Below are 24,013 nucleotides of genomic sequence, written 5' to 3'. Positions count from 1 at the left end.
CAGATGATCGCCACCGCCGGTCTTAAACGTCATTTTTCTGCGGGATTTCTGCTGGCCGCGCTGTACCTGTTGCTGGTGCTGCTGGCGGTGATTTTCCCCGCGTGGCTCACCCATTACGATCCGCTGAATGCCGATCCGGTAAACGCCCAGTTGCCGCCCTCGGCTGAACACTGGCTGGGTACCGACCAGCTCGGGCGCGATGTGCTGGCGCGCATTATTTACGGCAGCCGTTATTCCCTGCTGATAAGCCTTGCGGCAATGGCCGTCGCAGTCAGCATCGGCAGCCTGCTGGGGTTACTGGCCGGTTTGCTCAAGGGGCCGCTGGATGAACTGATCAGCCGCGCGGTGGACGTGGTGTCCGCCTTTCCTGATCTGCTGCTGGCGCTGATGCTGATCGCCTTTACCGGCCCCGGTACCACCAATCTGATCTTTGCGCTCGGCGTGGCTTCCATACCGCGCTTTACCCGCGTGGTGCGGGCGCAAACATTTGTGGTGATGTCTTCGGGCTACGTAGAACAGGCGCGCACCTTTGGCCTGAAACGCCACGTTCTGGTGTGGCGGCACGTTCTTCCTCACGCCATTGCCCACGTGCCGGCGCTGGCAACGCTCGGTTTGGGCAGCGCCATTATCGGCACCGCCGGACTGAGTTTTCTCGGCATGGGGCCGCAACCGCCCACCGCCGAATGGGGGCTGATGCTGGCCGAAGGCCGTAACTATCTGCGCAATGCCTGGTGGATCGGCGTCTGGCCTGGGGTAGCCATTACGCTGACCGTTATTTCTGTGAACACGCTGGGCCGTTACTGGCAGGCCACTTTTGAAGGGAAACAACCATGAGCGGCGACCTGTTTATCGATATCCGCAATCTGTCGATCTCTTTTCCTTCACCACAGGGCGAAAAAGCGGCGGTCAGCGGCCTGAATTTGCAACTCAGACGCGGTGAATCGGTGGCTTTTGTCGGGGAATCCGGCTCGGGAAAAACCGTCACCGCACGCAGCCTGCTGGGGTTACAGGACGCCAGTGCGCGCATCACTGCTGACCGGTTTGTGATTGACGGTCAGGACATGCTGGGCGCCAGCCAGCGCCGCTGGCGTAAAATTCGCGGCAGCAAAATTGGTTATGTGTTGCAGGACGCGCTGGTATCACTCGATCCGCTGCGTCAGGTGGGTCAGCAACTGCGCGATGCCCTCATCGCCACGCAGCCCGGCGCGCCCCGTGAACTGCACGCGCAGACCCTTGCCCTGCTGAAATCTGTCGGTATTCCCGATGCGCAACACCGGCTGACCACTTATCCGCATCAGCTTTCCGGCGGTTTGCGTCAGCGCGTGTTGATCGCCACTGCGCTTGCGGGCAACCCCGGTTTGCTGATCGCCGATGAACCGACCACGGCGCTGGACATGACCGTACAAAAACAGATTCTGGATCTGCTGCAACAGCGGCGCGATAAAGGCGAAAGCCTGCTGCTGATAAGCCATGATCTCTCCGTGGTGGGGAAACTCGCCGATCGGATCCTGGTGATGCATCAGGGAAAAGTGGTGGAAGAAGGCATCAGCGAGGCACTGCTGACCGCGCCGCAGCACCCTTACACGCAGCAATTGCTGGCCGCGGTGCCCGGAACGGCGACGCGTGGCCTGAGGCTTTCCGGCACGCGAGGCGTCGCGTTGCCTGCCCGGCATATTTCCACGGAAATCCCGGTGCTGGAAGCCAGCGGTTTGTGCAAACAGTTCGCGGGGAAAACGGTGGTGAATCACGTCAGTTTGCGCCTTGCCGCGGGTGAAACGCTGGGGATTGTCGGCGAATCCGGTTCCGGCAAAACCACGGTGGCGCGCATGGTGCTCGGGCTGACCGAACCCGGTTCCGGCACCATCACCATTCAGGGGCGGCGCTGGAGTCAGATCCCGGAATCCGACCGCAGGTTGCAACGCAAAGGCATCCAGCTGATTGCACAGGATCCGCTGAGTTCGTTTGATCCGCGATATAACGTTGAGAAAATCATCGGTGAGAGTCTGGACAGCGTCGGGATTTTTGGCGATGAACGCAAGAAACGCATCCGGCAGTTGCTGGATGAAGTGCAGCTGGGCGACAGTTTTCTGCGCCGTTATCCGCGCGATTTATCCGGCGGTCAGCGCCAGCGCGTGGCGATCGCCCGTGCGTTCGCCCCCAATCCGGCGCTGCTGGTGGCCGATGAACCGGTGAGCGCGCTCGACGTCTCGGTTCAGGCGCAGGTGCTGGATCTGCTGGCCGATATGCAGGCAGAACACCGCACCGCACTGTTATTCATCTCGCACGATTTAGGCGTCATCCACCATCTGGCCGACCGCGTGGTGGTGATGAAAGACGGCAGCGTGGTAGAACACGGACACGTCGATGACGTTTTCCACCGGCCCGCCCATCCGTGGACGCAGCAGCTGATCAACTCGCTGCCGGTCATGCCGTAGGGGGATGCAGGCGGGGGCCTGGGGGAAATTTCGGTTTCTCACCTGCGGTGATCGCTCAGCCGCTGTCGCCGAAACCGCCCAAAAGGGGCCAGGACGGGCCCCTCTTGGATCTCCCCCGTCTTTTTACTGCGCGTTATGGCGTGCTGCCGCTCGCGGGCTATGTTTTTGTTGCTACGGGTATTCCACCGGTTTTAACACGACTGTTTTGGGTGAGGTGAAAGTTTCGGTTTCTCACGTGCGGTGATCGCTCCGCCGCTGTCGCCGAAACCGCCCAAAAGGGGCCAGGACGGGCCCCTCTTGGATCTCCCACGTCTTTTTTACTGCGCGCTGCCGCTCGCGGGCTACTTTCCAGCAGCTCCGGCTATTGCCGCAAAATCCCGCCGCTGCGCGGTGCCCTCCGCTCGGGTTACAACCCGCGCAAACAGACGCGCGGTTTTCCACCGCTCCCTCCGGCGTGATTTTTGAGCGCGGCCAATGGCTATGTAATTCAAATGATTATTGATTGCGGCCAATGGCTATGTAATTCGAATGATTATTGAGTGCGGCTAATGGCTATGTCATTCAAATGATTATTAAGACTTAATTTTTTGATTTATTTTTGATTTAAAACGTCGAAAACGGTGAGGTTGTGCTTTAAGAAGCCTCTGGCCGCGTTCAAAACGACGTCGAATGAACGGTGAGAAACCGAGAGGGTATTTTTCCGAGCGGGTCCGAACCTGAAATGAGAGGACCGCGCAGCGGCGGCGTTTGCGGCAATAGGAGGAGCCCCTGAAACATAGCCAACAAGCGGCAGCGCGCAGTTAAAAGAGCCCGGGGTTCTTAGGGGTGGCGGCGATAAGCCACCCCTAAGGCCGGTGTGGGTGGCAACCCACGGTGTTGACCTTAAGGCCGGTGTGGGTGGCAACCCACGATCTTGACGTTAAAACGTATTCACAGAACCCCCTGAAACAGCATCACGCAGTAAATAAGCCTGAAATATTAAGAGGCACACCGATAAGCACCTCTCAAACCCGGTGTGGGTGGCAACCCACGATCTTGACCTTCTCCATACCCGCAACTGCGTTGCCAGCCCCGATGCATCTCCACCACCTCCCCGACGATCAGCAGCGCGGGCGTTTGCACCTGCTCCGTGCGGATAAGCTCTGCCAGCGCGGTCAGTGTGCCGGTCAGTACCCGCTGATCGGGGCGGGTACCGCGTTCGATCACGGCCACCGGTGTGGAGGCCGCCAGACCATGCGCTATCAGCTGCTGGCTGATGTTTTCACTGTTGGCAATGCCCATATAAAACACCAGCGTCTGGCGCGTGGTGGCCAGTGCTGACCAGTCGATGTCCGGCTCGCCCTGCGCGCCGTGGCCGGTGACAAACCGGACCGACTGAGCCAGATCCCGGTGTGTCAGCGGGATACCGCTGGCTGCCGCGCAGCCCATTGCCGCAGTGATCCCCGGCACGATGTGGCAGATCACCTCATGCTGCTGGCAGTGCGCCATCTCTTCGCCGCCACGTCCAAAAACGAAAGGATCGCCGCCCTTGAGGCGCACCACGCGGTGTCCGGCCTGTGCCAGCGTCACCAGCAGTTGGTTGATCTCACCCTGTCCGAGCGTGTGATTGCGTGTCGATTTACCGACATCAATGCGCAGCACCTCGTCCGGGATCAGCGCCATCACCGGGTCTGAAACCAGCCGGTCAAACACCACCACGTCGGCCTGCACAATCACCCGCAGCGCTTTCACCGTCAGCAGCTCAACGTCGCCCGGCCCGGCGCCCACCAGCCAGACTTCACCCCGGCACACGGGCTGGCGCAGGTTCCCCGACGCCATAAGCTGAGAGATTTGCTGCATCTGTAATGACTTTTCGAGGATGTTCATTGGTCGTCTCCTGCCGTCAGCGACGTAAGCTGGCCGGCTATGATCTTTTTGAGTTCGGGAATGCATGAACCGCAGTTAGTGCCGCATTTCAGCTGCGCGCCGAGCTGCTGCACGCTGTGACATCCCTGCCGCACGGCGTCTGCGATGGCGATTTCGCCGATGGCAAAGCAGCTGCAAATCATCGCGCCGGTGGGGGCTTTACCGTTTCCGGCGGTGCCTGCCAGCAGCGCCAGACGCTGCGACGCGGTCACCGGCGGCTGAGAAAATGCGGCCACCACCGCCTGACGTTCCGGCGCAGGGCGACGGCGGTGCGCGTAAAACGCCAGTTGCAGCTCACCGCCGGACCAGGCCAGAAGATGAAAACCGTCATCGCCCAGATGTGCCGCCTGGCAAACCCACTGGCCGGTGCCGAAATGTTCGCTGAGCCAGGCCGTCCAGTCCTGCGGTAAAGACGAATCGGCCAGCGTGTAATGCGTCACGCCCTGCTGCGCGATGCGGCTCCAGTAAGCAGTGTCAGGCGGTGCCGGATGCCGGTCGCTGTCGCCGCGCATAAACAGTTCGGCCTGCCAGGCGGCATTCCAGCGGCGCAGACTGACCGGCATATGTTTGCTTTCCGGCTGCCCGGACAGCGGATCGGTATGTGCCTCAATCAGCGCATCCACCCTGGCCTGCTGGCTGAACTGGCTGTTCCAGTGCATCGGCACAAAGACGCTGCCGCGCGGTTGCAGCCTGTCCGGCTGGGCGCGCAGCAACAGCCAGCCGTGCGAGGAGGCAACGCGCACCAGATCGCCGGGCTGGATCTGCGGGGCATCGTCGGGATGAAACTGACAGAAAGGTTCGCTGATGTGCTGCATCAGGCGCGCAGATTTCCCGGTGCGTGTCATCGTGTGCCATTGGTCACGCACCCTGCCGGTGTTCATGATCAGCGGACAGGCAGCCGTCGGCGGGTTCACCGGCGGCCTTGGCGTAACGGGGATCAGCCGCGCATGGCCGTCAGGATGGAAAAACCGGTTATCGGTGAACAGCCGCGCAGTGCCCTGCGGATTTGCGGCGTTGACCGGCCACTGCACCGGACGCAGCCCGTCCCACTGTTCATTGGAAAGCTGCGCCATCCCGCTGATATCAAACGCCCGCGAGCCCTGATTTTCAAAACCGGAAAGCGCCGCATGTTCGCGGAAAATCTCTGCCGGATGCTGATAGGCGAAGGCATCGTCATAACCCAGACGCTGCGCCACCTGACAGAGGATCCACCAGTCCGGTTTCGCCTCGCCCGGCGCTGGCAGAAACGCCCGCTGACGGGAAATGCAACGTTCGGAATTGGTGACCGTGCCGTTTTTCTCGCCCCAGCCCTGTGCGGGCAGGCAAATGTGGGCGGCACGGGTGGTATCGGTATCGCGCATGATGTCGGAGACAATCACCAGCGGGCAGCGCGCCAGCCCGGCACGCACGCGGTCGGCATCCGGCAGCGACACCAGCGGATTGGTGCCCATGATCCATACCGCTTTGATCTGGCCTGTTTCCACGGCACGAAACAAGTCAACGGCGTTCAGTCCGGCGGTTTTCGTGACGTTGTCACTCGCCCAGAACCGCCCCACGCGATCCACCTCCTGCGCGCTGAACCCCATGTGCGACGCCAGCTGGTTTGCCAGACCGCCCACTTCGCGCCCGCCCATGGCATTGGGCTGGCCGGTGATGGAAAACGGCCCGCAGCCTTCGCGGCCAATCTTGCCGGTCGCCAGATGTAAGTTGATGATGGCGTTGCATTTATCAACGCCGGAGCTGGACTGATTGATGCCCATCGAATACAGGGTCACCAGCCGGTCACTGTCAGCAATCATCTGATAAAAGGCCATAAGCTTTGCCGGAGGCAGCGCGCACGCATCGGCAGTGCGGGCTGGCGTCCAGGTTTGTGCCGCCTGCAAGGTCTGTTCCGCACCCCGGGTATGCTGTTGCAGGAAAGCGGCGTCGAGTTTCCCGCTGTCCGCCATGGCGTTCAGCGCACCACAAAACAGCGCCGCATCGCTGCCGGGGCGCAACGCCAGATGCAAATCGGCGATATCACAGGTGGCGGTCTGGCGCGGGTCAATCACAATAATGCGCATTGCGGGCCGCTCTTTTTTCGCCTGCGCCAGCCGCTGATAAACTACCGGATGCGCCCAGGCGGTATTGGAACCGGTGAGGATCACGCAGTCTGCCCGTTCCAGATCCTGATAGCTGCACGGCACGGCATCCGCGCCGAACGCACGTTTGTAGCCGACCACCGCCGACGCCATGCACAGGCGCGAGTTGGTATCCATATTTCCCGCGCCGATAAAACCCTTCATCAGTTTGTTGGCAACGTAATAGTCTTCCGTCAGCAACTGGCCTGAGCCGTAGAAGGCCACGGCCTGCGGGCCATGTTCGCGGATCACCTGTTGCAATCCGCTGGCGACGGCGTCCAGCGCCTTCTCCCAGCTGACCGGCTGGCCGTGGATTTCCGGCTGAAGTAAACGTCCCTGCAAATCCAGCGTTTCTCCCAGCGCGCTGCCCTTAACGCACAGCCGCCCGAGACTGGCCGGATGCGCATCGTCGCCGCTGGCGCTGAAGCCCTGCACCTGCGGTTGCATCCTGACGCCGCAGCCGACGCCGCAGTATGCGCAGGTGGTGAACGTCGCGTCTTTTTTCATAGGCTGACCGTCTCAATCCGCTCTGCGGCACGCACCCCGTGGCTCACCGGGTTTTCCTGCACCCAGACGCGCCCGCCGTCCACTTTGACCGGCCAGACGCTGAGTGCGGTGTGCCCGTCATCCACGCTGCACCCGTCCAGCAAACGAAAGCGCTGCTTGTACAACGGCGAAATCACCACCGGTTCCCCTTTCACATCGCCCAGCAGGCCGCGCGCCAGCACGTTAGCGTCGCTGTCCGGCTCATGATTGCTGAGGGCAAAAACCTTCTGCGGATGATCCGGCAGGTGGAACAGCGCAATCTGGCGGTTTGCCAGCCGCGCCGCCATTCCTGCGTTGGCCGGGATGGCGTTCAGTTCGCACAAATCCACCCAACCATGAACGGCCATCACCGGCTGATTCACCACCACCGGTGGCAGTGAGGCGCGCTCCGTGGGAGTTGCCGGGCGGATCTGCTGCCGCTCCTGCACCATGACTACCGCTTCGTCCGGCAGTTCGCTGTTCACAAACGGCCTGAACAGCGCCAGACGATCCGGGTCAGCCAGCGTGGTCTGCCATTCGCACTGATAGGTGCCGACCACGGCGTTCATCTCGTTTTCCAGCTCCGCGCCGATATGCAGGCTGTCTTCCAGCACCACCTGACGCAGATACGCCATCCCGCCTTCCAGATTGTCCATCCAGGTGCTGGTGCGTTGCAGGCGGTCGGCGGTGCGGATGTAGAACATCAGAAAGCGGTCCACGGTGCGGATCAGCGCTTCGGTGCTCATGTCCTGCGCCAGTAAATCGGCATGGCGCGGCTTCATGCCGCCGTTGCCACAGACGTAAAGGTTCCAGCCTTTTTCCGTAGCAATCACACCGACGTCTTTGCTTTGTGCTTCGGCACATTCCCGGGTGCAGCCGGACACGGCCATTTTGATTTTGTGCGGCGAGCGCAGCCCTTTGTAGCGGCTCTCCAGTTGCAGCGCCAGCCCGGTTGAATCCTGCACGCCGTAGCGGCACCAGTTGGATCCGACGCAGGATTTCACCGTACGCAGGGATTTGCCATAGGCGTGACCGGTTTCGAACCCGGCATCCACCAGTTGCTGCCAGATTTCCGGCAACTGCTCCAGCCGTGCGCCGAACAGATCGACACGCTGGCCGCCGGTGATTTTGGTGTAAAGGTTGTAACGCTTGGCGACCAGTCCGATGGCGATCAAGCCGTCCGGGGTGATTTCCCCCGCAGGGACGCGCGGTACCACGGAATAAGTGCCGTCTTTCTGGATGTTGGCGAAGAAGCGGTCGTTGGTGTCCTGCAATGGCAGATGTTGCGGTTTGAGCAGGTAATCGTTCCAGCATGATGCCAGCACCGATCCCACCAGCGGTTTACAGATTTCACACCCGTGGCCGTGGCCGTGTTTCTGAATCAGTTCACCGAAACTGCGGATATTGCCCATGCGGACCAGGTGATAAATCTCCTGCCGCGAATAGGCAAAATGCTCGCAGATGTCTTTTTTAACATCGACGCCCATTTCCGTCAGCGCGAACTCCATCACCTGTTTGGTCAGCGCCGCGCAGCCGCCGCAGCCGGTGGCTGCTTTGGTACAGGCTTTGACTGCCGCCATGTCGCCGCAGCCGCCTTTCACCGCGTCACAGATATCCGACTTGCTGACGTTATGGCAGGAACAGATCTGCGCGCCGTCCGGCAGCGCCGCCACGCCGAGGCTTTTCGGCGCAGCACCGGTGCTGGCGGGAAGGATCAGCCCTTCCGGATTCGCGGGCAGCGGCATGTCGTTGAGCATCATCTGTAACAACGTGCTGTATTCGGTGCTGTCGCCGACCAGCACCGCGCCGAGCAGGCGTTTGCCATCCTGCGACACCACGATTTTTTTATACACTTCCGCCGGGCCGTCCACCCAGCTGTAGCTCTGGCTGCCGGGGGTACGGCCGTGCGCGTCCCCGACCGACGCCACTTCGACGCCGAGCAGTTTCAGTTTGGTGCTCATGCCCGCGCCCTTGAACGCCACTTCGCTACCGGACAGCGTATCCGCCAGTGTGCGCGCCATCTGATAACCGGGCGCGACCAGCCCGAAGATCTGACCGTTCCACAACGCACATTCACCGATGGCAAAAATTGCCGGATCGGAGGTGCGGCACTGGTCATCAATCACAATGCCGCCACGCGGGCCGACCGTCAGCCCGCACTCTTTTGCCAGCTGGTCACGCGGGCGGATCCCGGCGGAGAACAGCACCAGATCGGTTTCCAGATGGCTGCCGTCGGCAAACACCATGCGGTAACTGCAGGTTTCACCTGCGACGATTTCGCGGGTTTCTTTGCCGGTGTGCACCTGCACATCCAGCGCTTCAATTTTGCGGCGCAGCATGGCCGCACCGCCCTCATCGAGCTGAACGCCCATCAGCCGTGGCGCAAACTCCACCACGTGCGTTTGCAACCCGAGATGTTTCAGCGCATTGGCCGCCTCCAGCCCGAGCAATCCGCCGCCCACCACCACGCCGGTGGTGCCCTTACCGGCGCAGGCCTGGATCGCCGCCAGATCGTCGAGCGTGCGGTACACCAGGCAGCCCGGCGCGTCATTCCCCGGTATCGGCGGCACAAACGGGTAAGAGCCGGTCGCCAGCACCAGCAAATCGTACGCCGTCTGCCGCCCCTGCCGGTCAACCACAAAACGGTGTTTGGTATCAATGTGCTCCACGCCGTGCGCGAGACGCAGCTCAATACCGGTGGATTCGAAGAAGCCGTCCTCTACCATCGACAGCGATTCGGCGCTGCGTCCGGAGAAAAACTCTGACAAATGGACGCGGTCATATGCCGGGGACGTTTCCTCGGCAAACACGATCACCTGATAGTGCAGATGCAGTTCGCGCTCGACCAGTTGTTGCAAGAAATGGTGTCCGACCATGCCGTGTCCGGCCATCACTAAAACGGGTTTTGACATTACATTGCTCCTCGCTATCTCATGGGATAACGGTTCGTTCAGGGGGAGATCAGGCACCGCAGGCGTTTCTTCTGGATTGAAAACGCTCAGTTGCGATGGCTGAATGGATGGATGGCGAAGACGTGAGAAGTAGTCCGGCCCGTCGCTGATGTCGCCCCACAGCAGCACACCTTGCAGCTGGTTGTGGCGCAGTAACAGGCGGCGGTAGTGGCCGTCGATCGGGTCAAAGGTGCTGTGGATCTGGGCGTCATCACCGGCGGCAAGTTCACCGGCGCAAAACAGGTCAATGCCAGTCACCTTCAGGCGCAGCGGGACGTTTTGTACGGTAAAGGGCGTTGCATCATCGCCCGCCAGTCTGGCCGCCAGGTTTTCTGCCTGCTGCCAGCAGGGAGCGACCAGCCCGAAAGTCAGTTCGCCCAGCTGACAACATTCGCCGATGGCGGAAATATGCGGATCAGAAGTCTGCAACCCGCTATCCACCAGAATGCCACGCGCACAGGCCAGACCGGCAGCCTGCGCCAGCGCAATATCCGGGCGGACACCGGCGGCCACCACCACACGATGCGCCGCCAAAACGCGGCCATCGCACAAGGTCACCTGCCGGACGTTGCCGCTGTCGTCTGCGCCATAGGCCGCCGTTTGCGCCTGCAATACCGTTTCGATACCGCGTGACAGCAGGCTCATGCGCAGCAGCCCGGCAGCATGTTCATCCAGTTGCTGATCCATCAGATGCGGGCCGCGATGCAACAGCGTGACCGCCATTCCGCGCATCGCCAGCGCCGCGGCGGCTTCCACGCCTAACACGCCGCCGCCGATCACCACCGCCGGTCGTCCGGCCACCTGTCCGTGCAGAATGTTTTCGACGTCGCGCTGCGTACGGAATCCGTGGATCCCCGCCAGTTGCGCCCCCGGCAGCGGCGGCATAAAAGGCCGCGAACCGGTGGCGATCACCAGATGATGGTAAGAGAACGTTTGCCCCTCAACGCTGACCCGTCTGGCGGCACGGTCAATGGCCGTGACCGGCGCACCGCGCAAAAACGTGACGTTGTGACGTTCATACCAGCTCTGTTCGTGCGTCACGATATCGGCAAAGGATTTCTCGCCCGACAGTACCGGCGTGAGCATGATGCGGTTGTAAGCGGGCTGCGCTTCGTCACCGATGATCAGAATGCGGAAGCGCGACGGTGCGCGTTCGCACAGCTTTTCCACCAGCCGGACGCCCGCCATGCCGTTGCCGATCACCACCAGAACAGGTTTATCCATTGCGCTCACTCCACCACTGACTCAGGCCACGGCCTGGTGTTTTTCGTACAGGAACTGCAATACCTGCTGGCGGTACTGGTGGAACCTCGGATCGTTCGCCAGCGCCAGCCGTGAACGCGGCCGTTCGAGCGCCACCTGCATCACTTCGCCGACTTTCGCCGCCGGTCCGTTGGTCATCATCATCACGCGGTCAGACAGCAGCACCGCTTCGTCCACGTCATGAGTGATCAGCAAAATGGTGGTGTTCAGGCGTGACTGGATCTCCATCACCGCGTCCTGCAAATGCGCTCTGGTCAGGGCATCCAGCGCGCCAAAAGGTTCGTCCATCAGCAGCACTTTGGGTTTCATCGCCAGCGCGCGCGCAATGCCGACCCGCTGTTTCATGCCGCCGGAGATTTCACCGGGGCGTTTGTGCATGGCATGTGACATATGCACCAGCTCAAGGTTGTGTTCGATCCATGCCTGCATGTCGCTTTTGCTCATCTGGCCTTTGAATACCTGATGTACCGCCAGCGCGACGTTCTCAAAAGCGGTCAGCCAGGGCAGCAGCGAATGGTTCTGAAACACCACGCCGCGCTCCGGGCCGGGGCCGTTAATCTCCTGGTTGTCACACAGCAGGACGCCTTCGGTCGGGCGGCTCAGCCCGGCAATCAGGTTCAGCAGCGTGGATTTTCCGCAGCCGGAGTGACCGATCAGGCTGACGGTTTCACCCTGTGCGATGTCAAAACTGACGTTGTCGAGCGCCAGAAATGGCCCTTTGGCGGTCGGGAAACTTTGCGTGACGTTTTCTACGCGGATAATGGCTTTGTCGTTTTTCATGTCAGGCTCCTAACGGTTTTCGTAGCTGAAGCGCCGCGCAATGGCCATCAGCCCCTGCTCCAGCAGCATGCCCACCACGCCAATCAGCAGGATGGCGATGATGATGTTTTCCACGTTGAGGTTGTTCCATTCGTTCCAGATCCAGAAGCCGATCCCCACGCCGCCGGTGAGCATTTCTGCCGCAACAATCACCAGCCAGGCGATGCCGATGGACAAACGCACGCCGGTCAGGATGTACGGCAGCACGGCAGGAAACAGGATTTTGCGCATCACCGTGAATTCACTGAGTTTGAGCACCCGCGCCACGTTGAGATAATCCTGCGGAATGCGCATCACGCCCTCGGCGGTGTTGAGGATCATCGGCCAGATTGAGCAGATAAAGATGGTCCAGGCGGATGCCGGTTCGGCGCGCTGAAACAGCAGCAGACCGATTGGCAGCCAGGCCAGCGGGCTGACCGGTCGCAGTAAAGAGATGATCGGGTTGAGCATATTGGCGATAAAACGGAAGCGGCCAATCAGGAACCCGGCCGGGATCCCCACCAGCGCCGCCAGCCCGAAGCCCATCGCCACGCGTTTGAGCGACGCCAGCACGTTCCAGCCGATGCCCATGTCGTTCGGGCCGTCGATGTAAAACGGGTCAGCAAAGATGATTTTCGCCGCGTCCCAGGTTTTCAGCGGCGTCGGAAACCCTTTGCTGCTGAGTGCGGCAATCTGCCAGATAGCAATCAGCACTATCGCGCCGAGCAGCCCCGGCACGAGTTTTTGCATCATGCGACGCAGGATTTCACGCCCTTTGCTGCCGGTCGCGGCTTTCGCCACCGGCGGCGGCGCGGCTTTCGCGGCGTTCAGCGGCAGAATTTCCGCGCTTTCCGGCTCTGCGGTCAGGGCGACAATATTGGTTTTCGGGTTCATGGACATTTCGGCCTCACTTAACGTTTCATGGCAAAACTGTTGGCGTATTGCGCGGGGTTGCTGCCATCCCACACTTTTCCGTCAAACAAGGTGCTGCTGCGCATATCACCCGCAGGCATGTTGATGCCGCCCACCGCCGTGGCGGCCTGTTTGTAGATGTCGGTGCGGTTGATCTTTTTGGCGACGGCCAGGTAATCCGGATCGCTGTCAATCAGCCCCCAGCGTTTGTGCTGCGTCAGGAACCACATGCCGTCGGAGAGGTACGGATAGTTGACCGCGCCGTCGTTGAAGAAGCGCATGCTGTGGGCATCTTTCCACTTTTTGCCCAGCCCGTTGTCGTACTCGCCGAGCATGCGTCCCTGAATGGTTTGCGCCGGGGTATTGATGTAGGCGCGCGCCGCCACCACCTGCGCGGTTTCAATGCGGTTGGCATCGGAGGTGTCTATCCAGCGTGAGGCGTCGAGCACCGCGGCGGTCAGTGCGCGGGCGGCGTTAGGGTTCGCGGCTACCCAGGCGGAAGTGGTACCGAGGATTTTTTCCGGATGATCGGCCCAGATTTCCTGGGTGGTGGCGGCGGTAAAACCGACGTCATCTAAAATGGCGCGCTGGTTCCAGGGTTCTCCGACGCAGTAACCGCTCATGTTGCCAATTTTCATGTTCACCACCATTTGCGGCGGCGGTACGACGACGTTACGCACATCGTTAAACGGGTGGATCCCGGCATTCGCCAGCCAGTAATAGAGCCACATGGCATGGGTGCCGGTGGGGAACGTCTGCGCAAAGGTGTAGGTGCCTTTGGCGCTGGCATCCACCACTTTTTTCAGCGAGGCCGCATCGGTGACGCCCGCCTGTTTCAGCTGGTTTGAGAGGGTGATCGCCTGCCCGTTATTGTTGAGGGTCATCAGCATCGCCATGTCGTGCTGCGGACCGGAGGCCCCGAGCTGTAATCCGTACACCAGGCCATAAAGCACGTGGGCGGCATCGAGCTCGCCGGACACCAGTTTGTCGCGCACCGACGCCCAGCTCGATTCTTTGCTGGGGATGATTTTGATGCCGTATTTCTCATCGAACTTTTTCACCGCCGCCATCACCACTGACGCGCAGTCAGTGAGCGGAATGAAACCAACGCGGATCTCTTTTTTCTCGGGCGCATCAGAGCCCGCCGCCCAGACGCTGTTCATAAAGCCCGGCATCATCATGCTGCCGCCCAGCACTGCACTGCCGGCCAGAAAACGGCGGCGGGAGAATGTGCCCACTGTGTTGTTGTCGTCTTGCGTCATTACGGCTTCCTGTAAGGTGAAAAATGAGCAAAAAAAAAGCGTCCGGTTAGCGCTCAGTTTCCTGAACGCTAACGGACGCCTTTATCCGAAATGCTGACTAAACCGCCATTGGTTTAGTGCTGTGATGATAAACAATGCAGCTTGTGTGCCAACTTGTGACATCACTGGTAAATCAGCCAGTTAGCGGGTGCCCTTCGCGTTCAGCGCTTTCCGGTGCACCGCCACTGCCCGCGGTGCACACCCGTATGGCACATAGATTGTGCAGATACTCCTTTAGGATTAGGACGCGGATTTGCCCAATACCGCCGCCACCGAGAGCATCGCGTCGGCGATGTCTGACAGCTTTTTGTTCTGGTTCATCGCCATGTCGCGCAGCGTCTTGTGCGCCTGCGGCTCGCTCATGCCGTGGTGTTGCATCAGTAAGCCTTTGGCGCGTTCCACTACTTTGCGTTCGGCAAGCGTGGTGCGCAGTCCGGCCAGTTCAGCATCCTGCGCCTGTAGCTGGCGGGATTGCTGCTCCACCAGTTCGAGGACGGAACGGCTGAGCTGCGGCGGGATCAGCGCGGCGTAGTGCGGGTCATGGCGCGGTATCTGGCCGATTTCCTGCTGCTGCAATTCTCCGGCACGTTCTGCATCGCGGATCCGCTGACGGCAGCATTCGGTCAGCACATCTTCCAGTAAATCCTCGACAATTTTCATGCCGTCGATACGGGCGGTGGTGACGTCAAACCAGCGCAACGCCACGTCGCTGGCTTCGCCGGAAGGTGTTGCGCGGGTGCAGGCAATACGGCGAAAACGCTCGAACTCGCTGCTGTCGGCGCTCAGCTGTTGCTGCCACAGCGCCAGACAGCGGGGATCGGCAAACTCGGTGAATGTCTGGAAACAGCGCTCCTGACTTTCGATCAGCGCCAGTAACTGCTGGTGCGTCTGCTCGTCAAAGTGGCGCGCCGTAAAACCCGCCGCACCCAGCGCGCGCTCCTGAGCGGCCAGTTCCTTACCCTGCATAAAGCTGAACATCGCCAACAACGCCCGTGAGACAGAAGGATCACCGGAGGTATCCGCAGCTTCAAACACCAGTGCCAGATGAATGCGGATCACCTCGCTGTAACGGCTCATGGCGTCCGGCTGTTGGATACTCAGCGCCTGAACCTGCGCGCGCAGCGACGGCAGCGTGCTCAGGCTATGCAACACGCCGGCAATCCGGCTGAACAGCCGCGAGGCGTTAGCCATCGGTTGTCCGTGGAGATCGAGCGCCGCAAGTTGCTGGCTGACCGCCTGCTCAGCAAGCTGTACCTGAAGCGCCCGCTCGCTCAGCCGGTCACCCCAGGTTTTGCCCTGCGAACCCAGGTAGATATTTGCCGTGCCGCGCTCGCGTTGTAAGACGTGAATAAGCTGGCTGACCGCTCCCACCAGTTTGCCCATTTGCAGCAACTGTTGCAGGCCGGTGATTTCACTTCTCTTGGAAGCCAGTACAAAATCGAGAGCAGAAAGTGTCATGGTTGAACCTGATCGCCGGAGGATAACAGCGGTGAAGCAAGAAGCGTGCCGGAGGGCGGCCTGCGCAGAGATTCAGACCAGTTGGGTAGATTATTTTCGAGAATGATTATCATTTAAGTATGCCAGGCGCGGGGATTTATGCGTAATATAGGCATCGCAGAAGCCCCCCTGTCCTTCATCACCAGAGAATCAAGTGCCTGCTTTCGAGAAGTATTACACTGAATTATATCGGTTTATAAACCGGAAACTCCGTGACCGTGAACATGCAGAAGACATGGCGCAGGAAACGTTTATCCGGGCGCTGACGGTCACCCAGCCCATACGGTCGCACCGCAGCCTGCTGTACCGTATCGCCCGCAATTTGCTGGTCGATCACTATCGCCGCCCTGACATAGCGTCCGGCGACGCTGCTGATGAGACGGACGCGGAGCAATTTGCGGCGCCTTCTTATCTGCAACCTTACGAATTAATCGAAGAAAATCAGTATACTGAACTGATGACCCGCACCATTGAAGGCCTGCCGCCGCGCTGCCGTGAAGCCTTTATTCTGCACCGCTTTGACGGCCTGTCGCAGAAAGAGGTTGCGCACCAGATGGGGATCTCCATCAATATGGTCGAAAAACACATTATCCGCGCCATGTTGGCCTGCCGGAACAGTAACGACATCTGGCAGCAGGAGCATTCCGGCCAGCAAGCCCGAGACAAGAATAAGGATGGCCTTGATGAATAGCGCCAGGGATCCACATATGCAGACCGATGAGCAGGCCGTGCGCTGGCTGAGTCAACAGCAGACCGGGCTGTCAGCCGGGGAACGCGCTGAATTTGAACGCTGGCTCACGCAGGCCGACAACGCCGCGCGATACCGCGCCATGCAGCAGGTGTGGCAGCAGGTCGGTGAATTGCCGCAGAAAAACGTGGCGCGTCTGCGTGCCTCACTGCCCGCCGCGCGGCCTCAGGCTTTGCGCCGCCCGGTCTGGCACCTGGCCGGTCTGGCGTGTGCGCTGCTGCTGGTGCTGATGTGGCCTGCCTGGCAGTGGCTGTCGCCGCCGGTGATGACCACCCAGCTGCATACCGGACGCGGTGAAACGCAACAGATCACCCTGCCGGACGGCACCGTGCTGACGCTCGATGCCCAAACCCGGCTCGACGTGGCGTATTACCCGCAGCGGCGGGAAGTCACGCTCCGTCAGGGGCAGGCCTTTTTTGACGTGAAGCATCTTGAGGATAAACCCTTTGTGGTGCTGAGCGGCCCTTCCCGCGTCACCGTGCTTGGCACCCGTTTCAGCGTGCGCTATATCCCGCAGTCGATGAGCGGCGACGGTGTGGATGTCGCGGTCAGCAGCGGCGCCGTGCGCGTCGGCCCGCGCGCATGGCTGCAAAATATGCGCTGGCGGGCGATGGCCGCACTGCATCTGACCGGGCAGGACCGTCATCTGATGGTGCTGGGCGCCACGCAGCGCGCCACCAGCGATATTCGCGGAAATCTCACCCGTCAGCCACCGGTTGCGCCGGACGCTATCGCAGACTGGCGGCAGTCGCGCATTAATTTCAATAACACGCCGCTGCGTCTGGCGCTGGCGGAATTCGCACGCTACGGCGATATGCCTTACGTGGCGGGATCGGCGGAGGTTGCCGCCCTGCGCATCAGCGGCAGTTTTAACGTCTATCGCCCGGACAGTTTTGCCCGCGCCCTGCCCAAAGTGTTGCCGGTGAAAATCAATCTGCAGGCCGGCGAGACGCAGATCCGCAGGCGCTGAAGGACCCGGTTAAAAATAAAGTAAAAATATTCCTGAGACGACGTCAGGGTTTTGGCGTCAGTCTCGTCTTCAGAAAGGATAATGATTCTTATTTGATTTATTTCTGGGGATATCCGCATGACCATTTCTTCGTTTTATCAGGGTACGCGTTTCAACACTGGCCTGACCGCGATCGCGCTCGCCGTCTGTTCACCGGGGGTTATGGCGGCAGCCACGCTGCCGGTTTCACTGCCTGCCCAGCCGCTTCTCACTTCGCTTAATGCGCTGGCTCAGCAGGCTGGCGTACAGCTGATTGCTGCACCGGACTCCGTCGCACAAAAAAATGCCCCCGCCGTACAGGGAAACATGACGCTGGAAGCGGCACTTGGCCGTCTGCTGGGCGGCAGCGGCCTGGGTTACAGCCTCGACAACGACACCGTGGTGGTGGCGCCGCAGCCTGCGACCGCCGACACGCTGACGGTCACCGGGCAGACTGGCCCCTATTCTGCCATTCCGCAGCAAAGCAACTCCGCCACCAAAACCGACACACCGCTGCTGGAAGTGCCTCAGTCCGTGTCAGTCATTACCCGTGAACGGATGGACAGACAGAACGTGCAAAGCGTCACCGAAGCGCTGCGTTATGTGCCAGGCGTCAAAACCGAAACCTACGGTGTGGACCCTAAAGGCTATGACTGGATCTACATTCGCGGGTTTAACGCCCTGACCACCAATGATTACCGCGACGGCCTGCGCCAGCTCAACAACAGTTACAGCTATTTCCGCACCGAACCTTACGCGCTGGAACGGATTGATATTGTGCGCGGGCCGTCATCCACGCTGTTCGGTCTGGGCGACGCGGGCGGTATTGTGAACCGCATCAGCAAGCTGCCGTCGGCACAGGGCGTACATGACGTGGAAGTCGAACTGGGCAATTTCAACCGCCGTCAGGCGCAGTTTGATATGAGCGATAAAATCGATGATGACAGCCATTATCTGTACCGCGTGATCGGCCTGGCCCGTGACAGCGACACGCAGTTTCAGTACCGCGACGGCCCGGATGTGGAAGATAACCGCGTCTATCTCGCCCCCTCTCTGACCTGGCTGCCGGACGCCGATACCAGCCTGACCGTGCGCGCCGATTATCTGCGTGACACCTCCGGCGGCACCATTGCCGTGCTGACCAAACCGGGCGGCAAGGTCACCGATACCCTGCTCGGCGATTACAGCTATAACCGTTTTCGTCAGGAACAGTTCACCGTCGGGTATGAGCTGAGCCACCAGTTCAACGATATTTTCCAGGTACGCCAGAACGTGCGTTACGGCCAGACTGACACGATTTTGAATAACCTGCTGCCGGGCGCGGTGAATTTCAACGCCGGTACGGTGTCGCGCAATGCGATTCGTTTTGACGAGCACATGAATGCGTTCAATATCGACAACCAGTTGCAGGCGGATTTCTCCACCGCCTCCGTCACGCACCGTCTGTTAACCGGGCTCGATTACAGCCGCCTTGATGGCAATGCCAAACGCTTCGGGGCCGCCGCCCCGGCGCTGAATATCTACAATCCGGTGTATGGCCAGAATATCGCCGATCCGACCTATGCCCTGAACAATAACGATCAGACCACCGCGCAGCTCGGCCTGTATATGCAGGATCAGATTTCACTGACGCCAAAATGGTTGCTGACCTTAGGCGGCCGCCACGATGACATCAGTATGCGCACGCAAAATAATCTCAACGACAGCACCAGCTGGCTGGATAAAGGCGCCTGGACAGGCCGTGCCGGGCTGACGTACCTGGCCGATAACGGGCTTGCGCCGTACATCAGCTATGCCGAATCTTTCGTGCCTAACAGCGGGACCGACAGCCAGAACCGCACCTTCGATCCGAGCAAGGCGCACCAGTACGAAGTCGGCGTGAAATACCAGCCGGACCCGGACCTGCTGATGACGCTGGCAGCGTTTGATATCACTAAAAGTAACGTGCTGACCAACGAGATCGTCAATAACGTGATCACCGGTTATCAGGTGGCTTCCGGCGAAGTTCGCTCGCGAGGCGTTGAAGCGGAAAGCACGGTGAAGCTGACGCAGAATCTCGATGTCCTGGCGTCGTACACCTACACCGAAACCGAAATCACCGCCAGCAACAACGGCGATCGCGGCAACGAGCAGGCCAACGTGCCCAAACATATGGCTTCCACCTGGCTGAATTACGGCTTCCATCAGGGCGTGCTTGACGGTTTGCTGCTGAGCACCGGCGTGCGCTATGTCGGCAGCATGTACGGCGATAACGCCAATACCGTGCCGGTGAAGAACTTTGCATTGATCGACGCCGGGGCGAAATATCAGGTTAATCAGCATGTTTCTGTCGGTTTCAATATTCAGAATCTGCTGGATCATGACTATGTCGGCACCTGCGACGACGACACCAGCTGTTATCCGGGACAGGAACGCACGTTCATCGGCTCGCTGAAATACAGCTTCTGATGTCAGGCCTGTTACTCAGCCGGCGCGACTGTCTGAAGGCGTTACTGGCGCTGCCGCTGCTTGATGCAGCGTCAGCGCTGGCGGCGCCTGCGGATCACCGTATCGTTGCCATCAACTGGCTGGCGGCGGAAACCCTGCTTTCGCTCGGTATGACGCCGCTCGCGGTATCTGACGGCGGCTATTTCCGCCGCCGGATTGCCACACCGGTGTTACCGGCAGAGGTTCAGGATATCGGCCCCTACTGGGAGCCGAATCTGGAACTTATCGCCGCCCTGAAACCCGGACTTATTCTCAGCGACAGGCTTGCGCCTGCCCTCCTCGACAGCCTGCAACGCATCGCGCCGTTGCAGGTGGTGTCGGTCTATCCTTCTGCCGGGCCGCTCTGGTCAGCTTTGCTGAACTTCACGGCGGAACTCGGCCAACAACTGGCGATCTCCCCCCGCGCCGCCCGCCTGACTGAGACGTCAGCGGTGGCGATCGAACGCTGCAAACAGCGCATCGCGCATGCCGCCGGGCAACGGATCCTGGTCGCCGTACGCAGTCAGGACGGGAAATACGCCACGGTGTATGGCGGCAACAGCCTGCCCGATGCGCTGCTCACTCAGCTCGGGTTACGCAATGCCTGGACGCAGCCGGTCGGCGCGATGGGCACCGCCAATGTGGGCATTGAGAAACTGGTGTCGTTACCGGCGGACTGGCTGTTTTATACCGAACTGCCGACCACGCTGACGCGCGTTTCGCGGCTGCGTCAGCCGCAGGGTATGTGGCAGCAGTTACCGCTGGTGGCCGCAGGCCGGGCCAGAGAACTGTCGCACTTCTTCCCGTTTGGCGGTCTGGCGACGGCGGTGAGTCTGGCGCAGCACATCACGGCGGCACTGGGAGAGGCAACGGGCGATGCATAAACAACACCGTGCTTTGCTCCCGTGGCTGTTCGCGCTGCTACTGACGCTGCTGTGCGCATTTTTACTGTTCAGTAATCTTTCACGTTCTGGCAATACGCCTTCTCCGGCAACCGCCAGCCTGTTGCTGCATTACAGTTTTTTACCGCGTCTGGCGATCGGCGTGCTGGCGGGAATGGCGCTGGCGATGGCGGGCCTGCTTTTTCAGCAGGTATTGCGCAATCCGCTGGCCGAACCCGCGACGCTCGGCATTGCCGCCGGTGCCAATCTCGCTATGTCCGCCAGCATGATTGTGTTCCCCGGCCTGCTGGTGGTCGGCCTGACCAATCTGGCGCTGGCGGGTGCGGCGCTGACCGCGCTGGTGCTCTATCTGCTGATCGCCCGTCAGGGGCTGGATCCGCTGAAAGTGATCCTCACCGGCATGGTCATCAGCCTGTACGGCAATGCCCTCAACACGCTGATGGTGCTGTTCAACCATGATTATCTCAGCGATTTGTTCAGCTGGCAGGCCGGTTCACTCAGCCAGAGCGGCTGGCAGGCAACACAATTTTTACTGCTGCCGCTGCTGATACTGATGGCACTGAGCGCCCTGCTGGCAAGGCCGCTGGCGCTGATCGGCCTTTCCGACCAAAGCGCCGGTGCGCTCGGCGTTTCGGTGGTGAAAGTGCGTATCGCCACCCTTGCCGTCGCCGTGGCGCTCAGTGCGCTGGTCACCAGTCAGCTTGGCATTATCGGTTTTGTCGGACTGGCCGCTCCGGCTCTGGTGCGGCTGACCGGCGTGCGTTCATTCCGGCATCAGATGCTGTGGGTGCCGCTGTGTGGCGCGCTGTTGCTGACGCTGGTCGATCAGCTGGCACAGTTTCTGTCACCTGCCGGCGGCGATCTGCCGACCGGTGCGCTCTCGGGATTACTCAGCGCACCGCTGATGCTGGTGTTGCTGTTTCGCCAGCGCAATCCGCTTCTCACGCCGTCGCCGTTCAGCGCACCGCCCGCCCGCAGGCTGACCCGCGCCCGGCTGCAGATCTTGCTGCTGATGTTGCTGGGCGGGATCGTCGTCTCATTGCTGGTTAACCGGTCGCCGGAAGGCGCTACGTTCCGGGCGCTGCTGGAATGGCGCTGGCCGCGCATGCTCGGCGCACTCAGCGCAGGGGCGATGCTGGCGGTCGCCGGGGTGCTGATCCAGCGGCAGAGCGGCAACCCCCTCGCCAGCCCGGAACTGCTCGGCATCAGCAGCGGCGCATCGCTGACGGTGGTACTGATGGTTGTCCTGTTTAATCAGCCGCTGTCTTCGCTGTTTCCGGCCGCGCTGGCGGGCAGTTTGCTGGCGACCCTGTTGCTGTTTATGTTCGGGTTACGCTCGCGCTTTCAGCCACAATCGATGGTCATGGTCGGGCTGTGTCTGACGCACCTGAGCATGGCGCTGAGTATGCTGTTGCTGATGAGCGGCGATCCGCGCGCGATGATGTTGCTCAACTGGAGCACCGGATCCACCGCAGGCATCACCGCAGAACGTGCGGTCTGGGGCGCGGGTCAGGCGCTGGTGTTGATCCCGCTGGCCTTGCTGTTGCAGCGCTGGGTGCAATTGCTGAGCCTCGGGCATCCCACCGCGCGGTCGCTCGGCATCGGGCTGCGGCGCAGCAATATGCTGATCCTGCTGCTGGCGGCGGCGCTGACCGCAGGCGGCACGTTGCTGATCGGCCCGCTGAGTTTTGTCGGGCTGATTGCCCCGCAGCTGGCCCGCTACAGCGGCGCAATCCGTTTCCGTGCGCAATGTCTGGTCGCGGCACTGTTTGGCGCTTTGCTGATGGTGATCGCCGACTGGCTGGGCCGTAACATCGCCTGGCCGTGGCCGGTTTCCGCCGGGCTGCTGTGCGCGCTGATCGGCGCACCGTGGTTTTTATGGCTGCTGATGAAAGGAAGTAGTAAGCACTGAAGATTCGTGAATCGGCCGCACGTCCCTGTGCGACCGTTGAAAAGATTATTTCATGCGTGTTAAACGGCGAACCAGATCCATTTCGGCACGGCGGAACGGAATGCCGTATTCATCGAGCACATCGTGGAACCATAAGTGGGCGTAATCCTGATTCCCCTTGCGCACCGAAGGCCACGGCAGTGTGGTCTGCGTTTTACCCCGCACCAGCCCCCAGTGATAACAGCCCGCGTTAAAGGCGCTGAACAACGGCAGTTGTTCTTCAAACACGCTGCCCACGTGGCGCGCCAGCCATTCGGTACACAGCACCGGGCGGTTGAATTTTTGCCAGAACCGCAGCGCCTGCAAAAGCTTTGGCGTGGCGACGTAAGCATGGAAACTGATGACATCGGAGAGCTGCGCGGCGGCGACATCGACCGGATGGGTGAAAAACTCGCTTTCCGGCTGATCCGGGTCTTGCGGGAAATGCCATGCGCCGACGGTCAGCGGCGCAACCGGATCCTCCTCCCGCGCCCAGACAAACGCCCGCTGCATCAGTTCGAGCGCAAAAACCTCGAGTTTTTCGTCATACAGCACTTCTTCAAGCCCGGTGGCAAAGGTGCCACGGTTGCCCGGCTCGTTGTATAAATCCCAGATAGCGATGCGCGCGTCGGTACGAAAATGACGAATAATATCGCGTACATAGCGCTCAATCTCCGGCCACCTGTCGCGATCGCACACCACATCCCGCCCCGGACTGGCCGCCGCCTGACTGTTATGTTTGCCCGGCTCCGGTGCTTTTTGCGGGCCAAGGAACGGCTCGTCACCGGAGAATCCGCAATCGTCCATCAGCGTCAGCATCACCTTGATCTGATGGCGCGCAGCGATACTCAGGAACTGATCAATCCGCGCCAGCAAACCGTCGCGATCGTCCTGCCAGACGATGAACGGCAGATTGATGCGCAGCTGGTTATAACCGGCCTGGTGCGCCCAGCCCAGCTCCTGATCAATGGTTGGCGCGTCAAACGTCTCGCGCTGCCAGAGTTCTGTCCAGTTTATCGCCGTGCGCGGAAGGTAGTTGAATCCGCAAATCCACCCCTGCTGCTTTCCCCATTCTGCTGCCTGTTGTTCGCTCCACTGCGTTTTCATTCTGTTCTCCTGGTCCGGTTGCCGGTAACATGCCATTGCTAATAATATTAGCTAATAGTTATTATCAAACCGGCCAGGCTGCAAATATGGGGGGCGGGTTCTGCAAGTGGGATCACACTCTTTTCAGGCAAGCTCGCGGGTGGTCTGGCAAAAATGTGTGCTGTG

General features: G+C 60.5%; 15 protein-coding genes. 7 read left to right on the top strand and 8 right to left on the bottom strand.

Annotation, left to right across the window (positions count from 1 at the left end):
* Positions 1-3: 3 nt before the first annotated feature.
* Positions 4-834 carry an ABC transporter permease gene (locus tag ABSH60_RS19575; protein WP_056777385.1) on the top strand — a complete coding sequence of 277 codons (831 nt, stop codon included), beginning with the start codon at positions 4-6 and terminating at the stop codon, positions 832-834.
* Positions 831-2,435 (top strand): dipeptide ABC transporter ATP-binding protein, encoded by a 1,605-nt coding sequence (locus ABSH60_RS19570; protein ID WP_390975412.1) that lies wholly within the window; start codon positions 831-833, stop codon positions 2,433-2,435. The genes ABSH60_RS19575 and ABSH60_RS19570 overlap by 4 nt, the downstream gene beginning before the upstream one ends.
* A gap of 978 nt (positions 2,436-3,413) precedes the next feature.
* Here ABSH60_RS19570 and cobA read toward each other — a convergent pair.
* The 7 genes from cobA to ABSH60_RS19535 form a co-directional block, all read right to left on the bottom strand.
* Positions 3,414-4,274 (bottom strand): uroporphyrinogen-III C-methyltransferase, encoded by an 861-nt coding sequence (gene cobA, locus ABSH60_RS19565; protein ID WP_056777505.1) that lies wholly within the window; start codon positions 4,272-4,274, stop codon positions 3,414-3,416.
* Positions 4,275-4,297: 23 nt separating this feature from the next.
* Complete coding sequence (locus ABSH60_RS19560) at positions 4,298-6,967, bottom strand: nitrate reductase (protein ID WP_183846927.1); 2,670 nt, start codon at positions 6,965-6,967, stop codon at positions 4,298-4,300.
* Positions 6,964-11,160 carry a nitrite reductase large subunit NirB gene (nirB, locus tag ABSH60_RS19555; protein ID WP_390975410.1) on the bottom strand — a complete coding sequence of 1,399 codons (4,197 nt, stop codon included), beginning with the start codon at positions 11,158-11,160 and terminating at the stop codon, positions 6,964-6,966. The genes ABSH60_RS19560 and nirB overlap by 4 nt, the downstream gene beginning before the upstream one ends.
* 21 nt (positions 11,161-11,181) lie before the next feature.
* The gene (locus ABSH60_RS19550) at positions 11,182-11,979 is read right to left on the bottom strand and encodes an ABC transporter ATP-binding protein (RefSeq protein WP_056777394.1); all 798 of its coding nucleotides are present in this window, start codon (positions 11,977-11,979) and stop codon (positions 11,182-11,184) included.
* 9 nt (positions 11,980-11,988) lie between these two features.
* Entirely contained in the window at positions 11,989-12,897 is a 909-nt protein-coding gene (gene ntrB / locus ABSH60_RS19545; RefSeq protein WP_056777397.1) for a nitrate ABC transporter permease, read from the bottom strand.
* Between the two features lie 11 nt (positions 12,898-12,908).
* On the bottom strand, positions 12,909-14,171 hold the full coding sequence (locus tag ABSH60_RS19540) for a CmpA/NrtA family ABC transporter substrate-binding protein (RefSeq protein WP_056777400.1): 1,263 nt from the start codon (positions 14,169-14,171) through the stop codon (positions 12,909-12,911).
* 279 nt (positions 14,172-14,450) lie between these two features.
* On the bottom strand, positions 14,451-15,668 hold the full coding sequence (locus ABSH60_RS19535) for a nitrate regulatory protein (protein ID WP_056777404.1): 1,218 nt from the start codon (positions 15,666-15,668) through the stop codon (positions 14,451-14,453).
* Between the two features lie 193 nt (positions 15,669-15,861).
* On the opposite strand from ABSH60_RS19535, the gene ABSH60_RS19530 reads away from it, so the two are divergent.
* The 5 genes from ABSH60_RS19530 to fhuB all read left to right on the top strand — a co-directional run bounded on the left by ABSH60_RS19530 (position 15,862) and on the right by fhuB (position 22,723).
* Positions 15,862-16,398, top strand: coding sequence for a sigma-70 family RNA polymerase sigma factor (locus ABSH60_RS19530; RefSeq protein ID WP_390975407.1), 537 nt, complete (start codon positions 15,862-15,864; stop codon positions 16,396-16,398).
* Positions 16,391-17,425 carry a FecR domain-containing protein gene (locus ABSH60_RS19525; protein WP_390975405.1) on the top strand — a complete coding sequence of 345 codons (1,035 nt, stop codon included), beginning with the start codon at positions 16,391-16,393 and terminating at the stop codon, positions 17,423-17,425. The genes ABSH60_RS19530 and ABSH60_RS19525 overlap by 8 nt, the downstream gene beginning before the upstream one ends.
* A 117-nt stretch (positions 17,426-17,542) precedes the next feature.
* Positions 17,543-19,891 (top strand): TonB-dependent siderophore receptor, encoded by a 2,349-nt coding sequence (locus ABSH60_RS19520; protein WP_390975403.1) that lies wholly within the window; start codon positions 17,543-17,545, stop codon positions 19,889-19,891.
* A complete protein-coding gene (locus ABSH60_RS19515) occupies positions 19,891-20,793 on the top strand; it encodes an ABC transporter substrate-binding protein (protein ID WP_217202748.1) in 903 nt (300 codons plus the stop codon). Before ABSH60_RS19520 ends, ABSH60_RS19515 begins: the two co-directional genes overlap by 1 nt.
* Positions 20,786-22,723: a Fe(3+)-hydroxamate ABC transporter permease FhuB gene (gene fhuB / locus ABSH60_RS19510; protein ID WP_390975401.1), complete on the top strand. Its 1,938-nt coding sequence runs from the start codon at positions 20,786-20,788 to the stop codon at positions 22,721-22,723. Before ABSH60_RS19515 ends, fhuB begins: the two co-directional genes overlap by 8 nt.
* Before the next feature lie 45 nt (positions 22,724-22,768).
* On the opposite strand, the gene ABSH60_RS19505 is transcribed toward fhuB, so the two are convergent.
* A complete protein-coding gene (locus ABSH60_RS19505) occupies positions 22,769-23,848 on the bottom strand; it encodes a 1,4-beta-xylanase (protein WP_390975399.1) in 1,080 nt (359 codons plus the stop codon).
* Positions 23,849-24,013 lie beyond the last annotated feature (165 nt).

The sequence above is a fragment of the Rahnella sp. R3(2024) genome (assembly GCF_042920125.1).
GTDB classification, from domain to species: domain Bacteria; phylum Pseudomonadota; class Gammaproteobacteria; order Enterobacterales; family Enterobacteriaceae; genus Rahnella; species Rahnella rivi.
Note: the sequence above shows the minus strand (reverse complement) of the source record. Positions and strands in the feature narration are given on the sequence as shown.

Excerpts from the sequence above, each read along its gene's own strand:
- ABSH60_RS19560 (WP_183846927.1), bottom strand. The coding sequence starts at position 6,967 with ATGAAAAAAGACGCGACGTTCACCACCTGCGCATACTGCGGCGTCGGC.
- ntrB (WP_056777397.1), bottom strand. The coding sequence starts at position 12,897 with ATGTCCATGAACCCGAAAACCAATATTGTCGCCCTGACCGCAGAGCCG.
- ABSH60_RS19575 (WP_056777385.1), top strand. The coding sequence starts at position 4 with ATGATCGCCACCGCCGGTCTTAAACGTCATTTTTCTGCGGGATTTCTG.
- fhuB (WP_390975401.1), top strand. The coding sequence starts at position 20,786 with ATGCATAAACAACACCGTGCTTTGCTCCCGTGGCTGTTCGCGCTGCTA.
- ABSH60_RS19535 (WP_056777404.1), bottom strand. The coding sequence starts at position 15,668 with ATGACACTTTCTGCTCTCGATTTTGTACTGGCTTCCAAGAGAAGTGAA.
- ABSH60_RS19505 (WP_390975399.1), bottom strand. The coding sequence starts at position 23,848 with ATGAAAACGCAGTGGAGCGAACAACAGGCAGCAGAATGGGGAAAGCAG.
- ABSH60_RS19570 (WP_390975412.1), top strand. The coding sequence starts at position 831 with ATGAGCGGCGACCTGTTTATCGATATCCGCAATCTGTCGATCTCTTTT.
- ABSH60_RS19520 (WP_390975403.1), top strand. The coding sequence starts at position 17,543 with ATGACCATTTCTTCGTTTTATCAGGGTACGCGTTTCAACACTGGCCTG.
- nirB (WP_390975410.1), bottom strand. The coding sequence starts at position 11,160 with ATGGATAAACCTGTTCTGGTGGTGATCGGCAACGGCATGGCGGGCGTC.
- ABSH60_RS19550 (WP_056777394.1), bottom strand. The coding sequence starts at position 11,979 with ATGAAAAACGACAAAGCCATTATCCGCGTAGAAAACGTCACGCAAAGT.
- cobA (WP_056777505.1), bottom strand. The coding sequence starts at position 4,274 with ATGCAGCAAATCTCTCAGCTTATGGCGTCGGGGAACCTGCGCCAGCCC.
- ABSH60_RS19525 (WP_390975405.1), top strand. The coding sequence starts at position 16,391 with ATGAATAGCGCCAGGGATCCACATATGCAGACCGATGAGCAGGCCGTG.
- ABSH60_RS19515 (WP_217202748.1), top strand. The coding sequence starts at position 19,891 with ATGTCAGGCCTGTTACTCAGCCGGCGCGACTGTCTGAAGGCGTTACTG.
- ABSH60_RS19540 (WP_056777400.1), bottom strand. The coding sequence starts at position 14,171 with ATGACGCAAGACGACAACAACACAGTGGGCACATTCTCCCGCCGCCGT.